Genomic DNA, 19,439 nt, shown 5'->3' on the forward strand with positions numbered 1-19,439 from the left:
TTATTCAACGAAAACTTTGTTCAAAAATTACGCCACCGTTAGGCTTTCGACCGAAAATGCCAAAGGTTTTTCAGCAAAAAGTACTTTCGTTTTTGCCCAAGTGGCTTTGAAGAGCTCAGAATCTCGGTAATTATTCAAATCAGTTTCCGATTCCCAATGGCTGTGAGTCATGTAAATATTAGGTTGATTGATGTCTCGCATCAGTTCGAGATGACAACAACCCTGCATAGCTCTAATTTTATCCTTCGAGCTATTAAATATTTCTTCAAACTCACTGACTTTATCGGCCTGAAAAGTCATTCTGACGTACCGTATGAGCATAAACTTTTTTGATTTTCAACAAAAATACATATTTTTTTCTACTGACCTCATCATCAAATTCATGAATGCTTTAAGTATTACGAAAAGTTATACTATTTTTGAAAAAAAAACTTTCGATGGATGATTTTAGGTTAAAGGTTTTCTACTCAGTCAGCAAAAATCAGAGCTTTACAAAAGCTGCTGCCGAGCTATTCATCACGCAACCTGCCGTAACCAAACACATCAAACTTTTGGAAGAATCGTTGGGTGTTCGGCTCTTTGAACGCAAAGGAAACTTCATTGTTTTGACTGCGGCGGGCGAAGTCCTTTTTCGGTATGCAACTGAGATTTTTAGGCTTTATCAAGAAGCAATTTTTGAACTTGGAACCCTCAAAAAACAATACCAAGGTAGCCTTCGACTGGGAGCAAGTACCACCATTGGGCAGTATCTAATTTCGCCAATTTTGGCATCTTTCCACGAAAAATTTCCTCAAATCGAACTCACGCTCCTCAACGGAAATTCGGAGTTTATTGAAAATGCAGTTTTATCAAAAAATATAGATTTAGGAATTGTAGAAGGCAAAAAGCACCATAATAGCCTGAAATATACCGAATTTATGGACGATGAATTGGTGGCGGTGGTTCATACAAAAAGTAAGTTTGCTAAACAAACAAGCATCAGTTTAAATGATTTGCCCAACATTCCGCTCGTGCTACGAGAACGAGGCTCAGGCACGCTCGAAGTGATTGAAAGTGCATTGAAAGAAAAAGGCTTGAAATTATCGAACCTTTCGATAGTGATGCACCTCGGCAGCACCGAAAGTATCAAGTCGTTTTTGGAGCATTCGCAGGCCATGTCGTTCATGTCGATTCGGGCGATTCAGAAAGAACTTAAACGTGAAGAATTTCGCATCATCAACATTCAAGATTTTGAAATTTTACGTACTTTTTCGTTTGTCAATCTACACGGTCAGCAAGATAACCTTTCTTCGATATTTATGCAGTTTGCTAATCGACACTATAACCAAAAGTAATTGATTATAAAAAAATACGATTTGTTTGTGCTGTCTTTTGGGTTCTACCTTTGACCCATGAAAAAACAAACAATCATACTCGGAGTCTTGGCAATTATCTGTTGTTTTCCTGTCATCAACTCAACCTGGGCTTTGTTTTTGGGTTTAGTTTTTGCCTTGACGGTCGGAAATCCAGACAAAGATAAAACCAATATTTGGGGCGGGTATTTACTAAAAGCCTCGGTAATTGGCTTAGGATTTGGTATTAATATTCAAATTTTGGCCAAAGAAGGTCAAGAAAATATCGGAACAACTGCACTTTTTGTGCTTGGCGTGCTGTCGATGGGTTTTCTGATTGGTAAATTTTTGAAACTTGATAAAACCATTGTGCTGCTCATTTCGGCTGGTACGGCCATCTGCGGAGGAAGTGCCATTGCGGCCGTGGGGTCGGTAATCAAAGCTGATACCGATAAACTGTCGGTTTCGACGGGCGTGGTGTTTTTGCTCAATGCTATCGCTTTATTTGTTTTTCCTGCTATTGGTCATTGGCTGGGGCTTTCGCAGGTACAATTTGGTACTTGGGCAGCCATTGCTATCCACGATACAAGTTCGGTTGTGGGTGCTGCCGCCAAATATGGCGATGTGGCTTTGAGTATTGCATCTATCACAAAAATGCTCCGAATCATCTGGATTATCCCTGTTTCGTTGATTTTAGTGCTTGGTTTTAGCAAAAACCGTGAATCTTTCAAGATTCCTTCATTTATTATTGGTTTTATCTTGGCATCGTGCCTTTTTAGCTTTTTTCCTGCATATAAAAGTTTTTATTTATCACTTTATGGTATTTCAAAACAAATAATGGTCGTTAGTTTACTGCTGATTGGCTCGGGGATTTCGGTCGAAAATCTAAAAAAAATTGGCGGTAAAGTAGTTTTTCAAGCCGTTGGGCTTTGGATTATCGTTTGTCTGTTATCTTTGTATTATGTGATTCATCATTTTCAATCTTAATCCATTATGGAAGTAAATAATAATCGTCGATCGTTTATTCAAAAAAGCATTTTAAGTATAGCAACAGTACTTGGCAGCGATGTGGTTTTTGCTAAACACCTACCCAAAGAAGTAGAAATTTTAGGAGAAAAAGCCTTTATCGACCTTCCTGAAGGAAAAAACAAAGACTTGATGCTACTCAACGACCGCCCTTGGAATGTTGAAACTCCACCTCATTTGCTCGATGATGAAGTTACGCCAGCCGATAAAATGTTTGTTCGCAATAATGGTAATCTGCCCGAAAATATTGATGCTACAAAGTGGGAATTGGTGATTGATGGAGAATCGGCAAAATCTCGTAAAGTGTTCACATTGAATGATTTAAAGACAAAATTTAAAACCTACACCTACCAACTTACGCTCGAATGTGCTGGAAATGGTCGTTATGGTTTTAGTCCACAAACATCGGGAAATCAGTGGCAAGATGGTGCGGTAAGCTGTGCTGAATGGACAGGTGTAAGGTTGCGTGACGTGCTTGAAAGTGTAGGAATAAAAGACGATGCGGTTTATATTGGTTATTATGGAAAAGATATTCATTTGAGTGGAGATGCCACAAAATCGCCAATTTCGAGAGGTGTACCCATGAAAAAAGCTCTCGAAGAAGAAACGCTTTTGGCTTGGGCAATGAATGGAAAGGATATTCCTGTGATGCACGGTTTTCCGCTTCGCTTGGTGGTTGGTGGTTGGCCAGCATCGGTTTCGGGTAAATGGTTGAGCAGAATTTCTATCCGAAATAAAATACATGATGGCGAAAAAATGAGCGGACATAGTTATCGTGTACCAGCGTATCCGATTGAAGCAGGTGGAAAAATTGCTGATGCAGATTTGAAAATTATTGAGTCAATGCCAGTAAAATCGGTGATTACGTACCCAAAATCGGGAGCAATGCTCGAAGAAGGTCGCACACTCGATTTGCGTGGACACGCTTGGGCAGGAGATTTGGAAGTAAAAAACATGGAAATTTCGATTGATTTTGGAGCAACTTGGCAAAAATGCGAGTTACGAAAACCTAAAAATCGTTTGGCTTGGCAACGATGGTCAACTAAAGTGAGTTTCCCGAAAAAGGGCTATTATGAAATTTGGGCAAAAGCAACCGATGCGAATGGAATTGGGCAACCAATGGTTATTCCAGCGTGGAATCCAGGTGGGTATTTGAATAATTCTTGTCACCGAATTGCCGTAAAAATTGGTTAAAACTATGAAAAACATACATAAAATATTCTTGTTGGTCTTCAGTGCGGTAATCATGATTAGTGCGGGCTTGAAGCAGGAAGACCTAAGTAATAAAAAGGATTTCGCAGTAATGACTGTGGATTCTACTGTAAAAATTGATAAAGCAACAGGCCTAATTGTAGATAAAGGGCTTGACATGGTGACAGCACATTGCACAGGCTGCCATTCGAGTAAACTGATTACTCAATTCCACACAGACCGTGCTGGTTGGCTCGAAAAAATTAGATGGATGCAGCAAAAGCAAAAACTTTGGGCATTGGGCGATACCGAGCCCGTCATTCTTGATTATTTGGCCAAAAACTATCCAGCTTCAGAAACTGTTAACCGCAGAGCTGCTTTGAAGGGCATAGAATGGTATAAGTTAAAGTAATTCATTGATTTTATTACTTAGCTATTTATCACTTTTCCTTTACTAAGGCTTAGGCGTTTATCGACACACGCAGGAATTTCTTCTTCGTAGTGAGTCACATAAATGAGGGTTTTGTTGAGTTCAAGCACCAATTCGTTTACTAAATCTCGGAAATAAATCACGTGTTCGTAGTCGAGTCCTTGGCATGGTTCATCAAGCAGTAGTAATGGTGGATTTTTCACCAATGCTCTTGCCAAAAATACTTGTCGCTGCTCACCCGTAGAGAGTTGATAAATCTTTCGTTCGGATAAATGGCTAATATTCAGAAGTTTAAGATAATTGTCGGTTATTGTACGCTCTTCATCGGTTAATTTCTTGAAAAGCCCTGCCGAATCGAACAAGCCCGAAGCTACTGCCTTCCAAACTTCAGTTTGGCGAGTAAAATACAGATGCAACTCGGGCGAAACAAAGCCGATTCGGTGCTTAATGTCCCAAATACTTTCGCCACTACCACGCTTACGGTCGAACAAATCATAATCATTCTGGTATCCTTGTGGATTATCGCCTGTAATCAAACTCAAAATTGTACTTTTTCCTGAGCCATTTGGCCCCATTAAAGCCCATTTTTCGCCACGTTTTACTTGCCAATTTACACCGTCAACTACGTTTACACCTTTGTAAGTAACGGTCATGTTTCGCATATTTAAGGCATATTTGAAATCATTTTTTGCTGGAATTTTCTTAACCGAGGCCAAAATATCAGCATCTATCTTTATGCCCGAATTGTGGATAATTTGTTGAAAATCAGAAATTTGTGTAGAGATATTCTTTATTTTTCCATTTTGAAGCTCAATGACATTCGTAATGCACGAAGGGATTTCCTTGGGCGTCGTAACCATGATAATCTGAATACCCGATGCCGCCACTTGATTAAGTACTTGGTGTAAAGTTGCACGGCTTTCGATGTCAAGTCCGACAAATGGATTATCGAGCAAAAGCACTTTGGGTTTACGTAACAACGAAAGCGTGATGAGCGTGCGACGAGTTTCACCGTTTGATAAAGTGACGATTTTTCGTTCGAGTAAATGACTGATTTTAAGTAACTTAGCAGCTTCAATCAATTCATCTTCCGAATAAGGCAACGGCGGTAAATCAACCGATTTTTCATCGACCGTACCGATTGGCTTGATTTGATTTTGTAGGATTTCTCGTACCGTTGGCGAAATTTCGGCATCTTGCGAATTGAAACGTTGTTGATAATATTGCGTAGCCGCCTGCACGATTCTGTTAAAACTGTAATCTTTAGCTACGAAAGCAATTTCGTCATAATTTGGTTTTGTGATTCGGCCTTTTGTTGGGAAAATCTTTCCTGCAATCGCTTCCAAAAAAGTGCTTTTTCCTGAGCCATTTCCACCGATAATCGCCCAATTTTCTTTTTCTTTAGCTTCCCAATTAATCGTTGACAAAACCGTGCGGTCGCCTTTCTGAATACTTACTTCGTCGAATGTTATCATCAAATCAAAAATCGTTGTTTTACTTCTATTTAGTTTTCGGTGCAAGATAGGTTATTTTTAATTTCACAGGAAAAAATTTCAGAATGCTTACAGAAATATTACGCCGATAAACCTATTTTGCGAAATCGTGGTTATAGTTTTACCTGCAAATAAAAAATATGAAAATAAAAATCTTATGTTTTGGCATCACACGTGACATTATCGGGCAGTTTGAATACGCAACTTCGCTCGAAAATACCGCCACCGTTGCCGACTTAAAACAGCATCTTTCAGCAAATTTTCCTACTTTTGCAAGCTTAAAGTCGCTCAGAGTGGCCATCAACTCCGAATATGCCGAAGATACGGCCACTTTGAAAGAAAACGATGAAATTGTATTAATTCCGCCAGTAAGTGGTGGCTGAAATTTGTGAAACTAAATACCAGTTTCGCAGTAAATTATTAAACAAAGAATAAAATTTAAGAATGGAAAATCCAGTTTTGATTTTTGGTGCCGGGAATCTCGGAAAAATAGCCTTAGATATTTTCAATAGAAATAATGTGGTAGTGTATGGTTTTTTAGATGATGATAAAAAACTGCATAACACTGAAATTGGTGATGTAATGGTTTTAGGTGAAACCGACGACGATGGTTTCTTGAAGCTAATCGGGCAAAAAACCGAAGCATTTGTGGCACTTGAAAATACAAAAGAGCGAAAAAAACTTATAGAAATGCTCATAAGTCGCCGCAAAACGATGCCTATCAATGCGGTGCATAATACGGCGGTAGTTTCGGCCGATGCCTTTATTGGTCACGGAAATTTGGTTGCTGCTCGTGCAATCGTCAATCCTTATGCAACGGTGGGTAGTCATTGTATCATTAATGCCTCGGCGGTGGTTGACATTAACGCAAGCGTAGGCGATTACGTACAAATTGGTGCGGGAGCAATCATTAACAGCGAAGCAGTTGTAGAAGAAGGTGCTTTTATTGGCTCAGGAGCGGTGATTATCTCGGGCGTGACGGTTGGTAAAAATGCTCGTGTGGGTGCAGGTTCGGTAGTTATCGAAAATGTAGCCGATGGCACAACCGTTTTCGGAAATCCAGCGAAGAAAATATAATCAGTTGGCAGTTTTCAGTGTGCAGTCTGCTAAAACGTAAACTGAAGACTGAAAACTGCCAACCTTTCAATGCTCTTTCGCAAAGTTTTTTTCGCCTGCTTCAATTACAACTTTTAAATGATTTTCTTTGGGCGGAATTGGGCAACTATAACCTACACTAAAAGCACAGTAAGGATTATAGGCTTTATTGAAATCTAAATAAATCTTATCACCCGAAATTTCTTTCATGTGTAAATCAAGGTAACGCCCACCGCCGTAGCTTTCTTTTCCATTGGTCAAATCTTTAAACGGAATAAACAAATAATCTCGGTATTGAGGCAAATTTCTCAACCTAAGCGATTGATAAACAGCGAGTTTATAAGATTTTCCCTCGATTTCAAACTTCAATTCTCCAAATTTTGTATAAGTAGCCGTTTGCCCCGATGAAGTGGGTACTTCAAAAGGTTTCCCTTTTTTTGTTGCGATAAATTCGCAAACAACTTTAAATTTCTCGTTGGGTTCATAGAAGCGTAAATACTCAAAATCTTCCTTTTTAAGTGGTGAACTCGCATTTTTTAGAAAATCAGCTTTGTATTCTTCTCGGTGTTTTTCTATTTCGGCTTTAAAATCTTGAGCAAAAATTGTTAAAGGAACAAATGCAATGAATGCTAAAATAAGTTTTTTCATTGTGCGATTGGTTTGACGGTTTTAGCAATAAAAATACTCATAAAAATCATAATCATTGCAAAGTATCCTACATATGGGTAGTTTTCGAGATACCCCGAAGGTGTTTTGTGAATAATAAACCCGCCGATATTAGTTGCAATGGCTTGTGCAAATAGCTGAACCGATGAATTGATGGCCATAAAACTGCCTCTTTGCCGAGAACTTACTACATTCGATACGATTGCTTGCGTAGGAATCAAACGGCCATTTGAAAACACAAAGAATATGCCCGAAATGACTAAAACGCCCCACAAAATACCCGAAAACATATTGGTTATCAAGAAAATCGGAATCATTGAAAGCAGGGCAAAAATCACAAAAACTGGATATTTACCCTTGCGGTCGGCCAATTTTCCAACCATCGGAGCTGAGAAAATCGTGAGGAGTCCGCCCACAAAATAAATCAGAAAAATATGATCTTGACTAAAACCCACATTAGCCACCAAAGTCGGCGAAATGTATGGAATTATGCTAAAATGTCCCAGCATAATAATGGTGGAAAGAGTCAACGCACGAAGTTGGTTGGGGTTTCGAGTAATATCAGTAATGACGGCAAAAGGACTTTCTTTAGGTTGACGACTTTTTAGGTGCTTATCAAGTGTCGGAACGTAGCGGTAAATCAGAAAAATAACCAATATGCCAAGCCCACCAAGCACCAAAAACGGAGAATGCCAACCAAAATGATTGGCCAAATAAAGTCCAGCAGGAATTCCAACCACCGAAGCCAACGAAAAAGCAGTTGTGATAAAGCCCATCGCAGTGGCACGACGCTCATATTCAAAAGTATCGGCCACGATTGAAAGCACTTGAGCACCAATCAAGCCACCGAACACTCCCGCCACCACTCTCGCCAAAATCAGAATTTCGTAAGTTGGAGCAACCGCACAAGTGAGCGTACCAATAACAAAACCCGTGTAGGCAAAAAGTACCACTTTCTTTCTGTCGTAATTATCGACAAAGAAAGCCGATAAAAAGCCAGAAATTCCTGCACTCAGACCGTAGGCCGATACAACAAAGCCAAATTCTCGGGGTGAAATATCAAAAATTTTCATTAATTGTGGCCCCAACGGCATCATTATCATAAAATCTATGATGTGCGTAAAATTGATACAGGCCAATATAAATAGTAGAAGTTTCTCTTTTTGAGTCATTTACGAAGTGCTTTTGTGAATTATTCTTAATTTTTCAACGAAAGGGAGTTGAAAATAATTCCTTTATATAAGTTAACCTTTTTAGATTTATCCTTGAAAAAAGCTAATTTCACGCTTGAAAAAACTTCATCAAAACCAGAATGCCAAACGATTTCATCATCAGCCAATTACCATCCAACAAAATCTTACTCGAAGGAAAGGAGTATGATTTTTATAGCGGTACAGCCTACTTGGGTATGAACCAAGATGCCGACTTTAAAAGATTATTGATTGAAGGCATGAACTGCTATGGAATGTCGTTTGGAAGTTCTCGCAATGGAAATCTACAACTCGACATTTACGACCAAGCCGAAGAAAAAATGGCTCATTGGGTTGGGGCAGAAAAAGCACTAACGGTTTCGTCGGGAATGATGGCTGGGCAAGTTGTGGCACAATATCTTAAAACGCAAAATTCAACGTTTTTCTATGCACCAAGTAGTCATTCTGCCAATTTTCATGAGCCAAATGTAGGTTTACCCAATGTTAGTTTTGAGGCTTGGGCAAGCAATATTTGTGAAGAGATTTCGGAGAAAAATGCCCCTCACTCAGTCATCGTTTGTAATTCTTGCGATGCAATCAAACTAAGTCCTTATCACTTCGATTGGACGAGTACATTACCGCAAAATCAATCAATTACCCTCATCATTGATGATTCGCACGGCTTGGGAATTACGGGAAAAAACGGTTCTGGAATTTTAAAGCAAATAACTGTCAACGAAAATGTGAGATTAATAGTAGTTAGTTCGCTACACAAGGCTATGGGCATCGCAGGTGGAGTAGTTTTTGCCGATAATGATTTTATTGATAAATTAAGGCACACCGCTTTTTTTGCGTCCTGTTCGCCGATTGCACCTGCGTACTTGTACGCCTACATGCACGCTGATGCAATTTATAAGAAAAATCAGCAAAAATTAAAGGATAATATTCAGCGTTTTTCTTCTCAACTATCTGATAGTCAGACATTATTTAATTCTATCGAAAACTATCCAGTTTATTATTCTTTACGAGACGAACTCTATGATTTTTTGTTTCAGAAAGGCATCTTTATTTACAGTTTTGCATATCCAATCAAAACGGGCAAGCCCAACACACGCATTGTGCTAAGTTCGTGGCACACAAGCTCTCAAATTGATTATTTGATAGATAAAGTCAAGGAGTTTTGCAAAGTTGCTGAAGTCTGACTCATTACTGCAGTAACGGTATAACCCTTTTTGCGTAGTAAATTAATCACACCTTTTTCGCCAGCCAAATGAGCTGCACCAAAAGCAAAAAATGTAGATTTTTTTGCACTAATTTTGGCTATTTTCTTCAACCAACGTTTATTTCTTCTGTCCAAAAGCAAATGTTCGTAGCGTGCCGAGTAAGAATCAAGCGAGGTTTTTACTAAAGCGTTAAGGTTTTCTTCTTTGTAATCTTTCAACAGTACTTGAAACGATTCTTGTATCTTACTAAAGTCTTTTATACACCCCAAAAGTATATTTGCCTGTTTTTGCTGTGAAATCTTCTCAAAAACCGAGAGTTGGTCTTCCAAAGTTTCAAGTCCGAAAATGTTTTTATTTTGAATATAAGCCATTTCTGCCAGTCCCTTTTCAACCGAAATAGGTTGATTACAGCCAATCATTGGCGAATACGTATATGAAAGCAAATAAAAAGGCTTAATCATGCCCAAGCTTTCAATCGAATAGCCAGTTCGTTCTCTAAAAAAACTTTCTAATTGTTCATACTCATTAGCTTTCAGTAGATTTCTCAGATGTGTTTGACTTGCCATCGAGCGTTGCATTTTTATGGCCAATTCTGGGTCATCTAAATCGAGTTCGAGGTAGAGTTGTTCAGCAGTATTAAAAGCCTTTTTTGCTTCTTCCGAAAAACTTAAATCATTGGGGCAAACTACATGAATTGTTCCGTACAGAAAAGATGACTTTTGCAGCCCATTTCCCGAAACTTCCCACAGTAAGGCATTCTCAGTCGGTACTTGTCCAACCGAGAGAAAAGGAAATAAGAAAAAAACCAGACAATGAAGGATTTGAATATTTTTTTTCATAGAAGTACGGAAAGCATGATGAAAACACTTTCTCAACAACCATGCCACAACGATGCCCCAGAGACAAGGTTAAGAACACATATTTTTACATTTCATAAATCCAAAATTCTCAAACAGGCGTATATCAAAATAAAGCATTGCTTGAAAAAATATTTGTCAGGAAAAAAACATTCAAAATATTTAATAATTCATGGATATAAGAAAACGCAACCCATCGTAAAAGCTTAATTATCAGATTGATAACTGAGACGAGTGTGCCTTTTTTACGAATTGTAGATTACGAAAGACATTCTACTGCCTAATTTGAGTGGTAGGGTTTAACGGTTGAAAACAGAATGAGTGTCACCCTTGGCGATACTCATTTTTATTTTTGTGAAGAAATCAATTTCAAATTTTCTTGTGCAATTTGGTTAGATGGGTCGAGCGAAATCGCTTGTTTTAAATCAGCGATTGCTCCAGCTTTATCATTCAGATTATACTTTGCAATCGACCTATCGGTGTAATATGTCGAAGGGTTTGTATCAATGTTTTCAATTACATATGTATAATCTTCGATGGCTTCTTTAAATTTATTGAGTTTCAGATATGCATACGCTCTTGCTCCTCTAATCTTAAAAAGTTTATCGTGTGATGGCAAACTCATTGATTTATTATAGTCTTCAATCGCCTTCGCTGGATTGGTCTCCACGAGTGTTATTCCTCGATTGAAATACACATTTCCTACGGTCGAGTCAAGGGCAATGGCTTTATCGTACATCTGTAAAGACTTTGTAATATCTTTTTTCAAGGCATAAACATTGGCCAAAATCTCGTAAGTATGATAACTATTCGTATTTATCGCCAAAGCTCTTTCTCCAAACTCCTGTACTTTATCAAACTGACTTTGTCGGCCATATTCATCGGCCATTGATTCCAAAATACTATTATCGTTTGGATACTGCTCGTAAGCATTGCTCCATAAACTGAAATTATCTTTCCAGACTTTCACCTGCTGCATAGTCATAACTAAGCAAACAAAGCCAAAAATGCTTCCAATCGCCAATAATACATTGTTATTTTTGAGATATTCGTCAATTCCGTAGAAAATCATAAAAAACAAACCTACGTAAGGCAAATACGAATATCGTTCGGCCATAAATGCTTTACCAACCGATAGAAATTGCAATACCAAGAAGATTGTAACCAGGAAAAAGCCCCAACCAAAGAAAATATATTTCTTGCGGCTATACGACCAAACCATGATACCGATTGATGCAATGAAGAATGCAATCGCCAGAAAATATTTAGGATTTGTGGCACTTCCCGAAACAGGATAAGGATGTAAGTTTGAAAGCCCAAATGGCAAAATAGCCATCAAGTGATATTTCAAATAACCAAACATTGGGTAGGCGATTCGCTCCAAACCCGAAAATGGCGGACTGGAAAGTGCTTTATGGTTGTCTGTCATTGTAAGTAAACCATAGAAATCGCCACCTGCCTGTACATTGACTGACATCAAACCAAAGAAAAGAGCAACCATAAAAAAGGCACTTTTCTCAACCAAGTTTTTAACAGAAAGCCATTCTCGGCCTTGCCAATAATCAATCAATAATAAAACTATGGGTAAAGGCACTGCCATTGCTTTCGATAAAGCCGAGCAAACGAATAGCAAAAGGCTAATAATCAGCCATTTGTTATTATTTTCTCTACGAAACCTTAGATAAGATAAACACGAAAGCAAAAAGAAGAAAACATACAAAACGTCTTTACGTTCGGCAATCCAAGCCACCGACTCTACGTGCATCGGGTGAAGGCCAAAAACCAAAGCCGTCAGAAAAGCTACGATGTTTTTGCCTTCGGTTAGTCTTTGAATAAATTTAAAAACTAAAGCCGTGTTGATGGTATGAATAATGACATTCGTCACGATGAAAGAAGTTGCTCCTTTGCCAAACAAAATTACATTCAATGCTAAAGAAAGCATCGTGATAGGGTGATAGTTGAGAGCCACAATTCGCCCCATCAAAGTTTTAATATTTGCTCCTGTTGGATTTAGCACTAAATCATTATTGGTCACGTAATGTTGGTCGTCCCATTCTACAAAACCATTCTTGAAAGCCCCAACATAAGCCACGAATGTAGCTATAACCAAAATCACTACCCACACAATTGGACGAATATCTTTTGATGGTTGAGCCGCAACAACATTCTGCGGTTTAGTGTTAGGCTTTAGAGATATATTCTTAGCTGATTTTTGTTGTTTCGACATTGTTTTGCATCTTTTGTTTGTAGCTACACAAATCTTATTCCAAAAAATTATCCAATCAACCAAATCTTATCTTCTTCGTTGCCTTGTTCTTTCCATTCTACCAATACACGCTGTGTATCGAGCGTATTTACACGCATACCCGTATAATCGGGCTGAATTGGCAAATCTCTCTCGTAGCGGCGGTTAATTAGGCACAAAAGTTCTACTTTTTCGGGGCGACCAAACGCTTGCATGGCATCAATGGCCGCTCGAACCATCCGGCCTGTTGCCAAAACATCATCAATCAAAATCACCTTTTTGTTTTCAATCACAAAAGGTACTTTGGTTTCGTTGGGTTTGAGTGGGCTATCTCTTCTTCTGAAATCATCACGAAAGAAAGTAGCATCCAAATACCCCAATTTTATATCAATGTTGGTTTCTTCTCTTAATTTTTTGGTGATGCGTTCGGCTAAATAAATGCCTCGTGGTTGTAGCCCCAAGATTACTGAATTTGAGAAATCTCCGTGGTTTTCAATCAATTGTTGGCACAAACGATTGAGTGTAATATCGAGTAAAGGATTACTAAGAATGAGTCGGTTCATTTGTAATGATAAATGATAAATGGTGAATGGTGAACGGTTCGCCGTAGCGACGGTCGCCGTAGCGATGTTGCAATGCTCGATAGCGTGTGAAATAATTTACGTTCAACTACACTCACCACTTTGGTAAATATTTTAAATTGTAAAACTAAGCATTTGATATGCTAATTGTATAAAAAAGTAAGAACTTTGCAGAAAATTTTTATTTAATAATTGTCTGGCAATATGTTTTAGGCACTACATTTTGTATTTTTAATGATGTATCAATAATTAAAAACAACAACGTTGCCTAAATCCTACTGCCTAAATCCTAAAAATATGAAATATTTAATAGCTGGGCTTGGCAATATCGGTCCAGAATATGCACTTACCCGACACAACGTTGGTTTTATGGCCCTCGACAGGCTGGCGGTTCAACAAGGCTTTTCGTTTAAGATGGAACGCCTCGCTTACACGGCTGAATTTAAACATAAAGGAAAACAGATTTATTGTATCAAGCCAACCACCTACATGAATCTCAGTGGCAATGCGATCAACTATTGGTTACAAGCCCTGAAAATTCCTACCGAAAACCTTCTGGTGATTTGCGATGACCTTGCTTTGCCCTTTGGTAAACTCCGCTTAAAGACCAAAGGTTCGCACGGTGGACAAAACGGTTTACGAAATATCGAAGAGAAATTGGGTACAAATGCTTATAACCGATTAAGGTTTGGAATAGGGAATAACTTTCATGCAGGCAAACAAGTAGAATATGTGCTAAAAGCCTTCAATGACGATGAAATGATTCAGCTTGTCGATAGATTAGACCGTGTTGGCGAAATAATTTTGAATTTTTGCACAATTGGTGTAGAGAGAACAATGAATTTTTACAACGAATGATTGTACTTTTTAAAGAATTTTAATATTTGTTATTTTTAGAATAAAATATAAGTTGCACTTTTTTAATACGAATTATATTTTGTTTTTGTATTAAAAATTAACTTTAAATATCTGTAATATTAGAAAAGTCCAAATATTTTTAGAACATTATTCGGTTGTTGGCCATAGACAATATTTGGATTGTATTATTTTTCCTTATACCTTTGCATCGTTATCCACAAGGAAAATAAGACAAAACAATGAAAAATTCATTTAAATCTGTTATATTTGCATTGGTATTCGGGTCATTATTGACTACTGCAAATATTGTTAAAGCAAATGACCGTGATTCAGCCAAAAATGAGGTAATTCTCGTTAGAGGTGCTGAAGCAAGTTTCGCAAATTTTATGACAAAAAATGCGAAGAAATTAGTAAAAACAAATGATTGGAATGTTTTCACAGAAGTAGTGACTTTATATAATGCCTCTCCGTCTAAATTCATGACATTGAGTGCCGACAAGAAAGCAGCATTTATCACAGCAGTAGAAAACATCGAAGTAAAACTTAACAAGGTACGTGGCAGTGAGGCAAAGGTTTGGAAGCAGAAAGTAACAACAACCGCCGCAGTTATCAAAGTTTTATGGAATTACCAATCAAACGTTGAGTCAACAGACACAGAACAGGCAGTTGCTCCAGCAGCAATTGAAATGTTAGGTCGTTAAGACTCAACTTTCAAGAAGAATATTAAGTTTTCATAGTTTAATAGGTTAGGGTTGAATAGATGGACGCTTACCCCACTGCTCTCGATAGCGGTGGGGTTAAGTTTTTTTAGGGGGTACAGGAACGCCAAGCCAATAAAATAATGTTATATTTTTAATATTAACAGAGGTTGGTAATATTTGCAATTATCAATTCTCAATTATCAATTATTTGTAATGCGTAAACTGCTCTTTATCAGCTTATTATTAGTCGGATGTACAGAGTCCGAGAACCAGAATTCTACAAAAATATATTTCGATTTGGCAGGATTGGTTAATCAACAAGTTAGCGAACTCAATAAAAATCAGCCACTTACCCACAAAAACTTAGCTATCGAAGAGAAAAAAGAGGCATTGAACACCAACAAAATTGATTGGCAAAAAGAACTCGAACTCTTTCTACAAGCCGATTTAAACAAGCAATCGTATCAATTAAGCTATAATAAAGAAGAAACACCGCAGATGGCGGTTTATACGCTTAAAGAAGGAGAGAATTTACCAGTAAAATCATTGAAAATTATTTTTGATGAAGATAAATCTGCTAAACACATTGAAGCTCTGTTGCAAACTGAAAATTATTTGTATCAATCAGAAAAGCATCTGTTGATGACGCTTGATAAAAACCGTCTCACCAACTACCAAATAGAAGGTTGGCAAGAATTATTTATAGGTAAGAAGAAGAGTTTTAAAGTTGATGGAATTGTGGTGAGGGATGAATAATTAAGAATTGAAAATGGAGAATTGAAAATTTTGATAACGAACTAATAATCATTGCTTTAACGAAAAATGAGCCTTCCGATAAAGGCTCATTTTTTTATTCTATCATTCAAAATTTGGTTAATAATCTCCGCCAGCACCGCCGCCGCCGAAGCTACCTCCACCGAAGTCAAAACCACCTCCGCCACTGCTTCCACCACCGCCTGACCATCCGCCCGAGGAACTTCCCCAGCCAGTATAAGTAGTATAAGGCACAAATCCACCGCCACGATTTCCGCCGCCTTTATTTCCGCCACCCATTTTTCCAAACATGTACAGTATAATAAGTACAATAATACCAAAGAAGATAATCGCAAAAATGGCATCGCCCAAATCGCCTTCTTCGGTGGGTTCTGCGTCAAATTCGCCGGATAAATATTTGAAAATACTATTTGTAGCCTCATCAAGACCTTGATAATAGCGTAATTGTTTGAAATTAGGTTTTACTACCTGTTCGATAATTCGTTTGCTGTAAGCGTCAGTCAAACCGCCTTCTGCACCATAGCCTGTGGCTATAAAGATTTTTCTATCGCCTGGAGCCCACAAAAATACGACACCGTTGTTTTTTCCTTTTTGCCCGATGCCCCATTCTCTACCGAGTTTTACCGCATATTCGCTAATATCGTAAGGCTGAACACTTTTTACTATTACAATAGCTACTTGTGTAGAAGTTGAATCATTATAGGCTTTTAGTTTTCGTTCTAATTGGTCGATTTCGCTTTGACTTAATAGGCCGCCCACCAAATCATTGACAAATCTTGGCGGATTTGGCTTTTGCGGAATATCTTGTGCAAAGACAAAACTTTGGATAAGAAAAAGAAATATGAAAATCCTGTTAAGCATCGAGAGGTTAAAGTGGTAAAACCACAGATTATTATCGGTTATTAGTAAAAGGTATGGCTTAAAATAGCCAGTTTATGTCAAATGTGTAGGATTTAATAAAAAACTGCGGGAGGAACAAATGTAAATGATTAAGGTATTTGTCCTGTCGAAATATCATCTGAAATTTCGTTGATGTCATTACTTTGATATGGAAAGTATCTTTTGAGCTGAAAACCCGCTTCCTTGATTCCCATTTGTAAGCCACCACTAAAATCATTTTGAGCAAAATACAGACGCAATGTATCACGGGTGCTTTCCCAAAAATTAGCTGGTACTACTTTATCAATGCCGATATCGCCCAAAACTGCAAATTTGCGGTCGCCATGAGCTAAATAAAACAACACTGCATTTCGTTGGGCGGTTGTATCAAGACTGAGGTATTGAAACACTTGTTTGGCACGTTCAAATGGGTCTGCTTCAGGGCAATGTTCTTCGATATGCACTTTTACCTCGCCCGAAGTATTGAGTTCGGCTTGCTTGATGGCAGCTATGATCTTTTCTTTTTCAGTTTCTGACAAAAGCATTTTTATAGTTTTCTTTAAATTTAATGAAACTTCGACATCGGAGGTGGAACGTCATAGTCAAGATTTTTTATTGAAGATTAAGGAGTGATGATTGAAAATTTTAGAATGATTTTATTAAAACAAATCAACAATCCTCAATTTTTAATCCTTAATCTTCAATTCTTTCAATACACTACCTTCAATTAAAACTTAACTGATGGAGCGGCTTGTGCCGAATCTGACGCTTGGAAGAATCCTTTTTCAGCAAAACCAAAGATTTTGGCAAAAATTACGGTCGGAAACGATAACGCCGACGAGTTATAGCCTTGTACTGATGTATTGAAATCATTACGAGCTACTGCAATGCGGTTTTCAGTTCCTTCGAGTTGAGATTGAAGCTCCAAGAAATTTTGGTTAGCTTTTAGGTCTGGATATTTTTCAACCGAAACTAACAAACGACTTAATGCACCACTTAATTGGTCTTGAGCAGCCTGAAATTTCTGAATGTTTGCTGGAGTTAAATCATCAGCTTTGATGTTTACGGCTGTTGCACTTGCACGAGCTTGAATCACAGCAGTAAGCGTACTTTTTTCGAAATCGGCAGCACCTTTTACTGTATTTACCAAGTTCGGAATCAAGTCTGAGCGGCGTTGATATTGTGTTTGTACGTTTGCCCATTTACCTTTCACGTCTTGGTCTTTTCCTACCAAACCGTTGTAAGAGCTACATCCGTACATACCGAAGATGAGTAAAATACCAACGATGATGAGTGTGCTTTTGTTCATTGTCTTTAATTCGTTTTTTTGTAATTGGTTAAATTTTGATTCAAATGTAATGATTTGAAAATGATATGCAAGTGCCTAAATGTTATAAATGGATAAAAAACTCAGCAAGCGGATATTTTTAGTGTCGATTACAGAAAGTTTTTTAAGACTTTAACCATTTCTTTACATCAATCACTGGATTCGGATAATCTACGCCCAGTGTCACATCATACTTCTTTTGCTCATCATGGCTCAAAAGGCCTGCAAAATGTACTTTTTCGGCAGGAATTTTTGCCAATTCGGGTAGCCAAAGTTTTACGTATTCTCCTTTTTTATCATACATATCGGCTTGGCGACCAATATTGAAGTAGCGGTCTTCTCGTGGGTCATTGCCAACGCCCGCCACGTAATTCCAGTTTCCCCAGTTGCTACAAACGTCATAATCAATGAGTTGGCTCTCGAAATAAGCAGCTCCCCAAGTCCAATCAATACCCAAATCTTTGGTCAAAAAACTGGCTACATTTTGGCGTCCACGATTTGACATGAAGCCAGTTTGCTGTAATTCTCGCATATTGGCATCAATAAATGGCACACCTGTTTCGCCTTTTACCCATTTTTCAAATCTGACTTTATCACGCTTCCATGGTTTCATTAAATCGTTTCTTACGCCACTTGTTTTGAAGATTCGAGTACCAAACTTCAAGGCTATAAAGTGGAAATAATCACGCCAAATAAGCTCAAAAATCAACCAGTAGGTTGAGTCGTTGGCAGTTACTTCTTTTTCATATTTTTTTACTTCTTCATAAATTGTTCGTGGCGAAATACAACCTAAGCTCAACCACGCCGAAAATTTAGAAGAATAATCTGCTCCAATGAGTCCGTTTCGGGTTTCTTTATAGGTTTTCAGTAAATCATTGTCCCAAAAATATTCATCCAGTCGATATTGAGCGGCAGTCTCTCCTCCTTGAAAAGTCAACACTGAACGTTTATCGGATTTAACGTTTTCATAACCAAGAGTTTTCAGCGTCGGAATCTCTCCCAGTTCTATCGTTTTTTCTACTTTAGGAAGACTTTTCGGAGCATCGAAAGTTGAACGTATTTTTGCTGAACGCTCTACTTTTTTTCTAAATTCGGTAAAAACATCAGGCAAAAAATTTATTTGAAAAGGTAAATCACGGGCGTGATAAAGCGTGGCAATCCAGACTAATTCGATTTCGATATTGAGCGGTTTGAGCCTTTTTGAAAGGCTCGCTTCGATGGTGGTTTCTTCTTGAGTAACTTCTTTGCTGGCGTAAACTGCCGCTACTTGAAGGTCGGCTGCCATTTTAGCCAAAATTTCTTCGGGTTTACCAATTTTAATGACTAAATCTGACCCAATTTTTTGTAGATTTTGACGAAGATTCTGAACCGATTCGATTAAAAACTTTGCTCTCAATGCCCCTGTACGCTTAAAACCAAGCGGGGTGTCGAGAAATTGGCGTTCATCAAAAATATAAACAGGAATCACATTTCCTGCTTTGGTTGCCTGTATAAGTGCCTCGTTGTCGTGAAGTCGTAAGTCGTTTCTGAACCAGAAAAGAATATTTTGCATAAGAAAAATTTATACTGATA

Annotated in this window: 21 protein-coding genes; 10 read left to right on the forward strand and 11 right to left on the reverse strand. The window is 38.1% G+C overall.

The features are described 5' to 3' along the window. Positions 1-27: 27 nt before the first annotated feature. The gene (locus ABR854_RS15790; protein WP_350266381.1) at positions 28-321 is read right to left on the reverse strand and encodes a putative quinol monooxygenase; all 294 of its coding nucleotides are present in this window, start codon (positions 319-321) and stop codon (positions 28-30) included. Between the two features lie 98 nt (positions 322-419). Between ABR854_RS15790 and ABR854_RS15795 the strand changes: the two genes are divergently transcribed. Genes ABR854_RS15795 through ABR854_RS15810 form a run of 4 tightly spaced genes read left to right on the forward strand, consistent with a single transcriptional unit; the run spans position 420 to position 3,960 of the window. After that, complete coding sequence (locus ABR854_RS15795; protein WP_350266382.1) at positions 420-1,334, forward strand: LysR substrate-binding domain-containing protein; 915 nt, start codon at positions 420-422, stop codon at positions 1,332-1,334. Positions 1,335-1,391: 57 nt separating this feature from the next. Continuing rightward, positions 1,392-2,318, forward strand: a complete 927-nt coding sequence (locus tag ABR854_RS15800) for a YeiH family protein (protein WP_350266383.1) — start codon at positions 1,392-1,394, stop codon at positions 2,316-2,318. 6 nt (positions 2,319-2,324) lie between these two features. Beyond that, positions 2,325-3,551, forward strand: a complete 1,227-nt coding sequence (locus ABR854_RS15805; RefSeq protein ID WP_350266384.1) for a sulfite oxidase — start codon at positions 2,325-2,327, stop codon at positions 3,549-3,551. A gap of 4 nt (positions 3,552-3,555) precedes the next feature. Continuing rightward, positions 3,556-3,960 carry a hypothetical protein gene (locus ABR854_RS15810; protein WP_350266385.1) on the forward strand — a complete coding sequence of 135 codons (405 nt, stop codon included), beginning with the start codon at positions 3,556-3,558 and terminating at the stop codon, positions 3,958-3,960. Positions 3,961-3,977: 17 nt separating this feature from the next. On the opposite strand, the gene ABR854_RS15815 is transcribed toward ABR854_RS15810, so the two are convergent. Beyond that, positions 3,978-5,498, reverse strand: a complete 1,521-nt coding sequence (locus ABR854_RS15815; RefSeq protein WP_350266386.1) for an ATP-binding cassette domain-containing protein — start codon at positions 5,496-5,498, stop codon at positions 3,978-3,980. Between the two features lie 113 nt (positions 5,499-5,611). Between ABR854_RS15815 and moaD the strand changes: the two genes are divergently transcribed. Together moaD and ABR854_RS15825 are read left to right on the forward strand one after the other, a co-directional pair. Then, positions 5,612-5,854: a molybdopterin converting factor subunit 1 gene (moaD, locus tag ABR854_RS15820; protein ID WP_350266387.1), complete on the forward strand. Its 243-nt coding sequence runs from the start codon at positions 5,612-5,614 to the stop codon at positions 5,852-5,854. Between the two features lie 61 nt (positions 5,855-5,915). After that, positions 5,916-6,548 (forward strand): acetyltransferase, encoded by a 633-nt coding sequence (locus ABR854_RS15825; protein ID WP_350266388.1) that lies wholly within the window; start codon positions 5,916-5,918, stop codon positions 6,546-6,548. Positions 6,549-6,614: 66 nt separating this feature from the next. Here the strand turns inward: ABR854_RS15825 and ABR854_RS15830 are convergent, their stop codons facing one another. Together ABR854_RS15830 and ABR854_RS15835 are read right to left on the reverse strand one after the other, a co-directional pair. After that, a complete protein-coding gene (locus tag ABR854_RS15830) occupies positions 6,615-7,214 on the reverse strand; it encodes a DUF1684 domain-containing protein (RefSeq protein ID WP_350266389.1) in 600 nt (199 codons plus the stop codon). Further along, positions 7,211-8,404 carry an MFS transporter gene (locus ABR854_RS15835; protein WP_350266390.1) on the reverse strand — a complete coding sequence of 398 codons (1,194 nt, stop codon included), beginning with the start codon at positions 8,402-8,404 and terminating at the stop codon, positions 7,211-7,213. Before ABR854_RS15835 ends, ABR854_RS15830 begins: the two co-directional genes overlap by 4 nt. A 140-nt stretch (positions 8,405-8,544) precedes the next feature. Here ABR854_RS15835 and ABR854_RS15840 point away from each other — a divergent pair, with 140 nt between their 5' ends. Then, positions 8,545-9,624, forward strand: a complete 1,080-nt coding sequence (locus ABR854_RS15840) for an aminotransferase class I/II-fold pyridoxal phosphate-dependent enzyme (RefSeq protein ID WP_350266391.1) — start codon at positions 8,545-8,547, stop codon at positions 9,622-9,624. On the opposite strand, the gene ABR854_RS15845 is transcribed toward ABR854_RS15840, so the two are convergent. From ABR854_RS15845 to pyrR, 3 genes are all read right to left on the reverse strand, one after another. Next, on the reverse strand, positions 9,576-10,484 hold the full coding sequence (locus ABR854_RS15845; RefSeq protein WP_350266392.1) for a TraB/GumN family protein: 909 nt from the start codon (positions 10,482-10,484) through the stop codon (positions 9,576-9,578). The two genes, ABR854_RS15840 and ABR854_RS15845, sit on opposite strands and share 49 nt — an antisense overlap. A gap of 364 nt (positions 10,485-10,848) precedes the next feature. After that, positions 10,849-12,729, reverse strand: a complete 1,881-nt coding sequence (locus ABR854_RS15850; RefSeq protein ID WP_350266393.1) for a glycosyltransferase family 39 protein — start codon at positions 12,727-12,729, stop codon at positions 10,849-10,851. A 47-nt stretch (positions 12,730-12,776) separates the two neighbouring features. After that, on the reverse strand, positions 12,777-13,310 hold the full coding sequence (pyrR, locus tag ABR854_RS15855; RefSeq protein ID WP_350266394.1) for a bifunctional pyr operon transcriptional regulator/uracil phosphoribosyltransferase PyrR: 534 nt from the start codon (positions 13,308-13,310) through the stop codon (positions 12,777-12,779). A 315-nt stretch (positions 13,311-13,625) separates the two neighbouring features. Between pyrR and pth the strand changes: the two genes are divergently transcribed. The 3 genes from pth (at position 13,626) to ABR854_RS15870 (ending at position 15,643) form a co-directional block, all read left to right on the forward strand. After that, positions 13,626-14,186 (forward strand): aminoacyl-tRNA hydrolase, encoded by a 561-nt coding sequence (gene pth / locus ABR854_RS15860; protein ID WP_350266395.1) that lies wholly within the window; start codon positions 13,626-13,628, stop codon positions 14,184-14,186. Between the two features lie 239 nt (positions 14,187-14,425). Further along, the gene (locus tag ABR854_RS15865) at positions 14,426-14,887 is read left to right on the forward strand and encodes a hypothetical protein (RefSeq protein WP_350266396.1); all 462 of its coding nucleotides are present in this window, start codon (positions 14,426-14,428) and stop codon (positions 14,885-14,887) included. 213 nt (positions 14,888-15,100) lie between these two features. Then, positions 15,101-15,643, forward strand: a complete 543-nt coding sequence (locus ABR854_RS15870; RefSeq protein ID WP_350266397.1) for a hypothetical protein — start codon at positions 15,101-15,103, stop codon at positions 15,641-15,643. Between the two features lie 117 nt (positions 15,644-15,760). On the opposite strand, the gene ABR854_RS15875 is transcribed toward ABR854_RS15870, so the two are convergent. The 4 genes from ABR854_RS15875 to ABR854_RS15890 form a co-directional block, all read right to left on the reverse strand. Continuing rightward, positions 15,761-16,522 (reverse strand): TPM domain-containing protein, encoded by a 762-nt coding sequence (locus ABR854_RS15875; protein ID WP_350266398.1) that lies wholly within the window; start codon positions 16,520-16,522, stop codon positions 15,761-15,763. Positions 16,523-16,650: 128 nt separating this feature from the next. Continuing rightward, complete coding sequence (locus ABR854_RS15880) at positions 16,651-17,085, reverse strand: TPM domain-containing protein (RefSeq protein ID WP_350266399.1); 435 nt, start codon at positions 17,083-17,085, stop codon at positions 16,651-16,653. A 182-nt stretch (positions 17,086-17,267) separates the two neighbouring features. Further along, complete coding sequence (locus tag ABR854_RS15885) at positions 17,268-17,849, reverse strand: LemA family protein (protein ID WP_350266401.1); 582 nt, start codon at positions 17,847-17,849, stop codon at positions 17,268-17,270. Positions 17,850-17,991: 142 nt separating this feature from the next. Further along, positions 17,992-19,419, reverse strand: coding sequence for a DASH family cryptochrome (locus tag ABR854_RS15890; RefSeq protein ID WP_350266403.1), 1,428 nt, complete (start codon positions 19,417-19,419; stop codon positions 17,992-17,994). Between the last annotated feature and the right edge of the window lie 20 nt (positions 19,420-19,439).

It is taken from the genome of Emticicia sp. W12TSBA100-4 (assembly GCF_040253585.1).
GTDB lineage: Bacteria > Bacteroidota > Bacteroidia > Cytophagales > Spirosomataceae > Emticicia.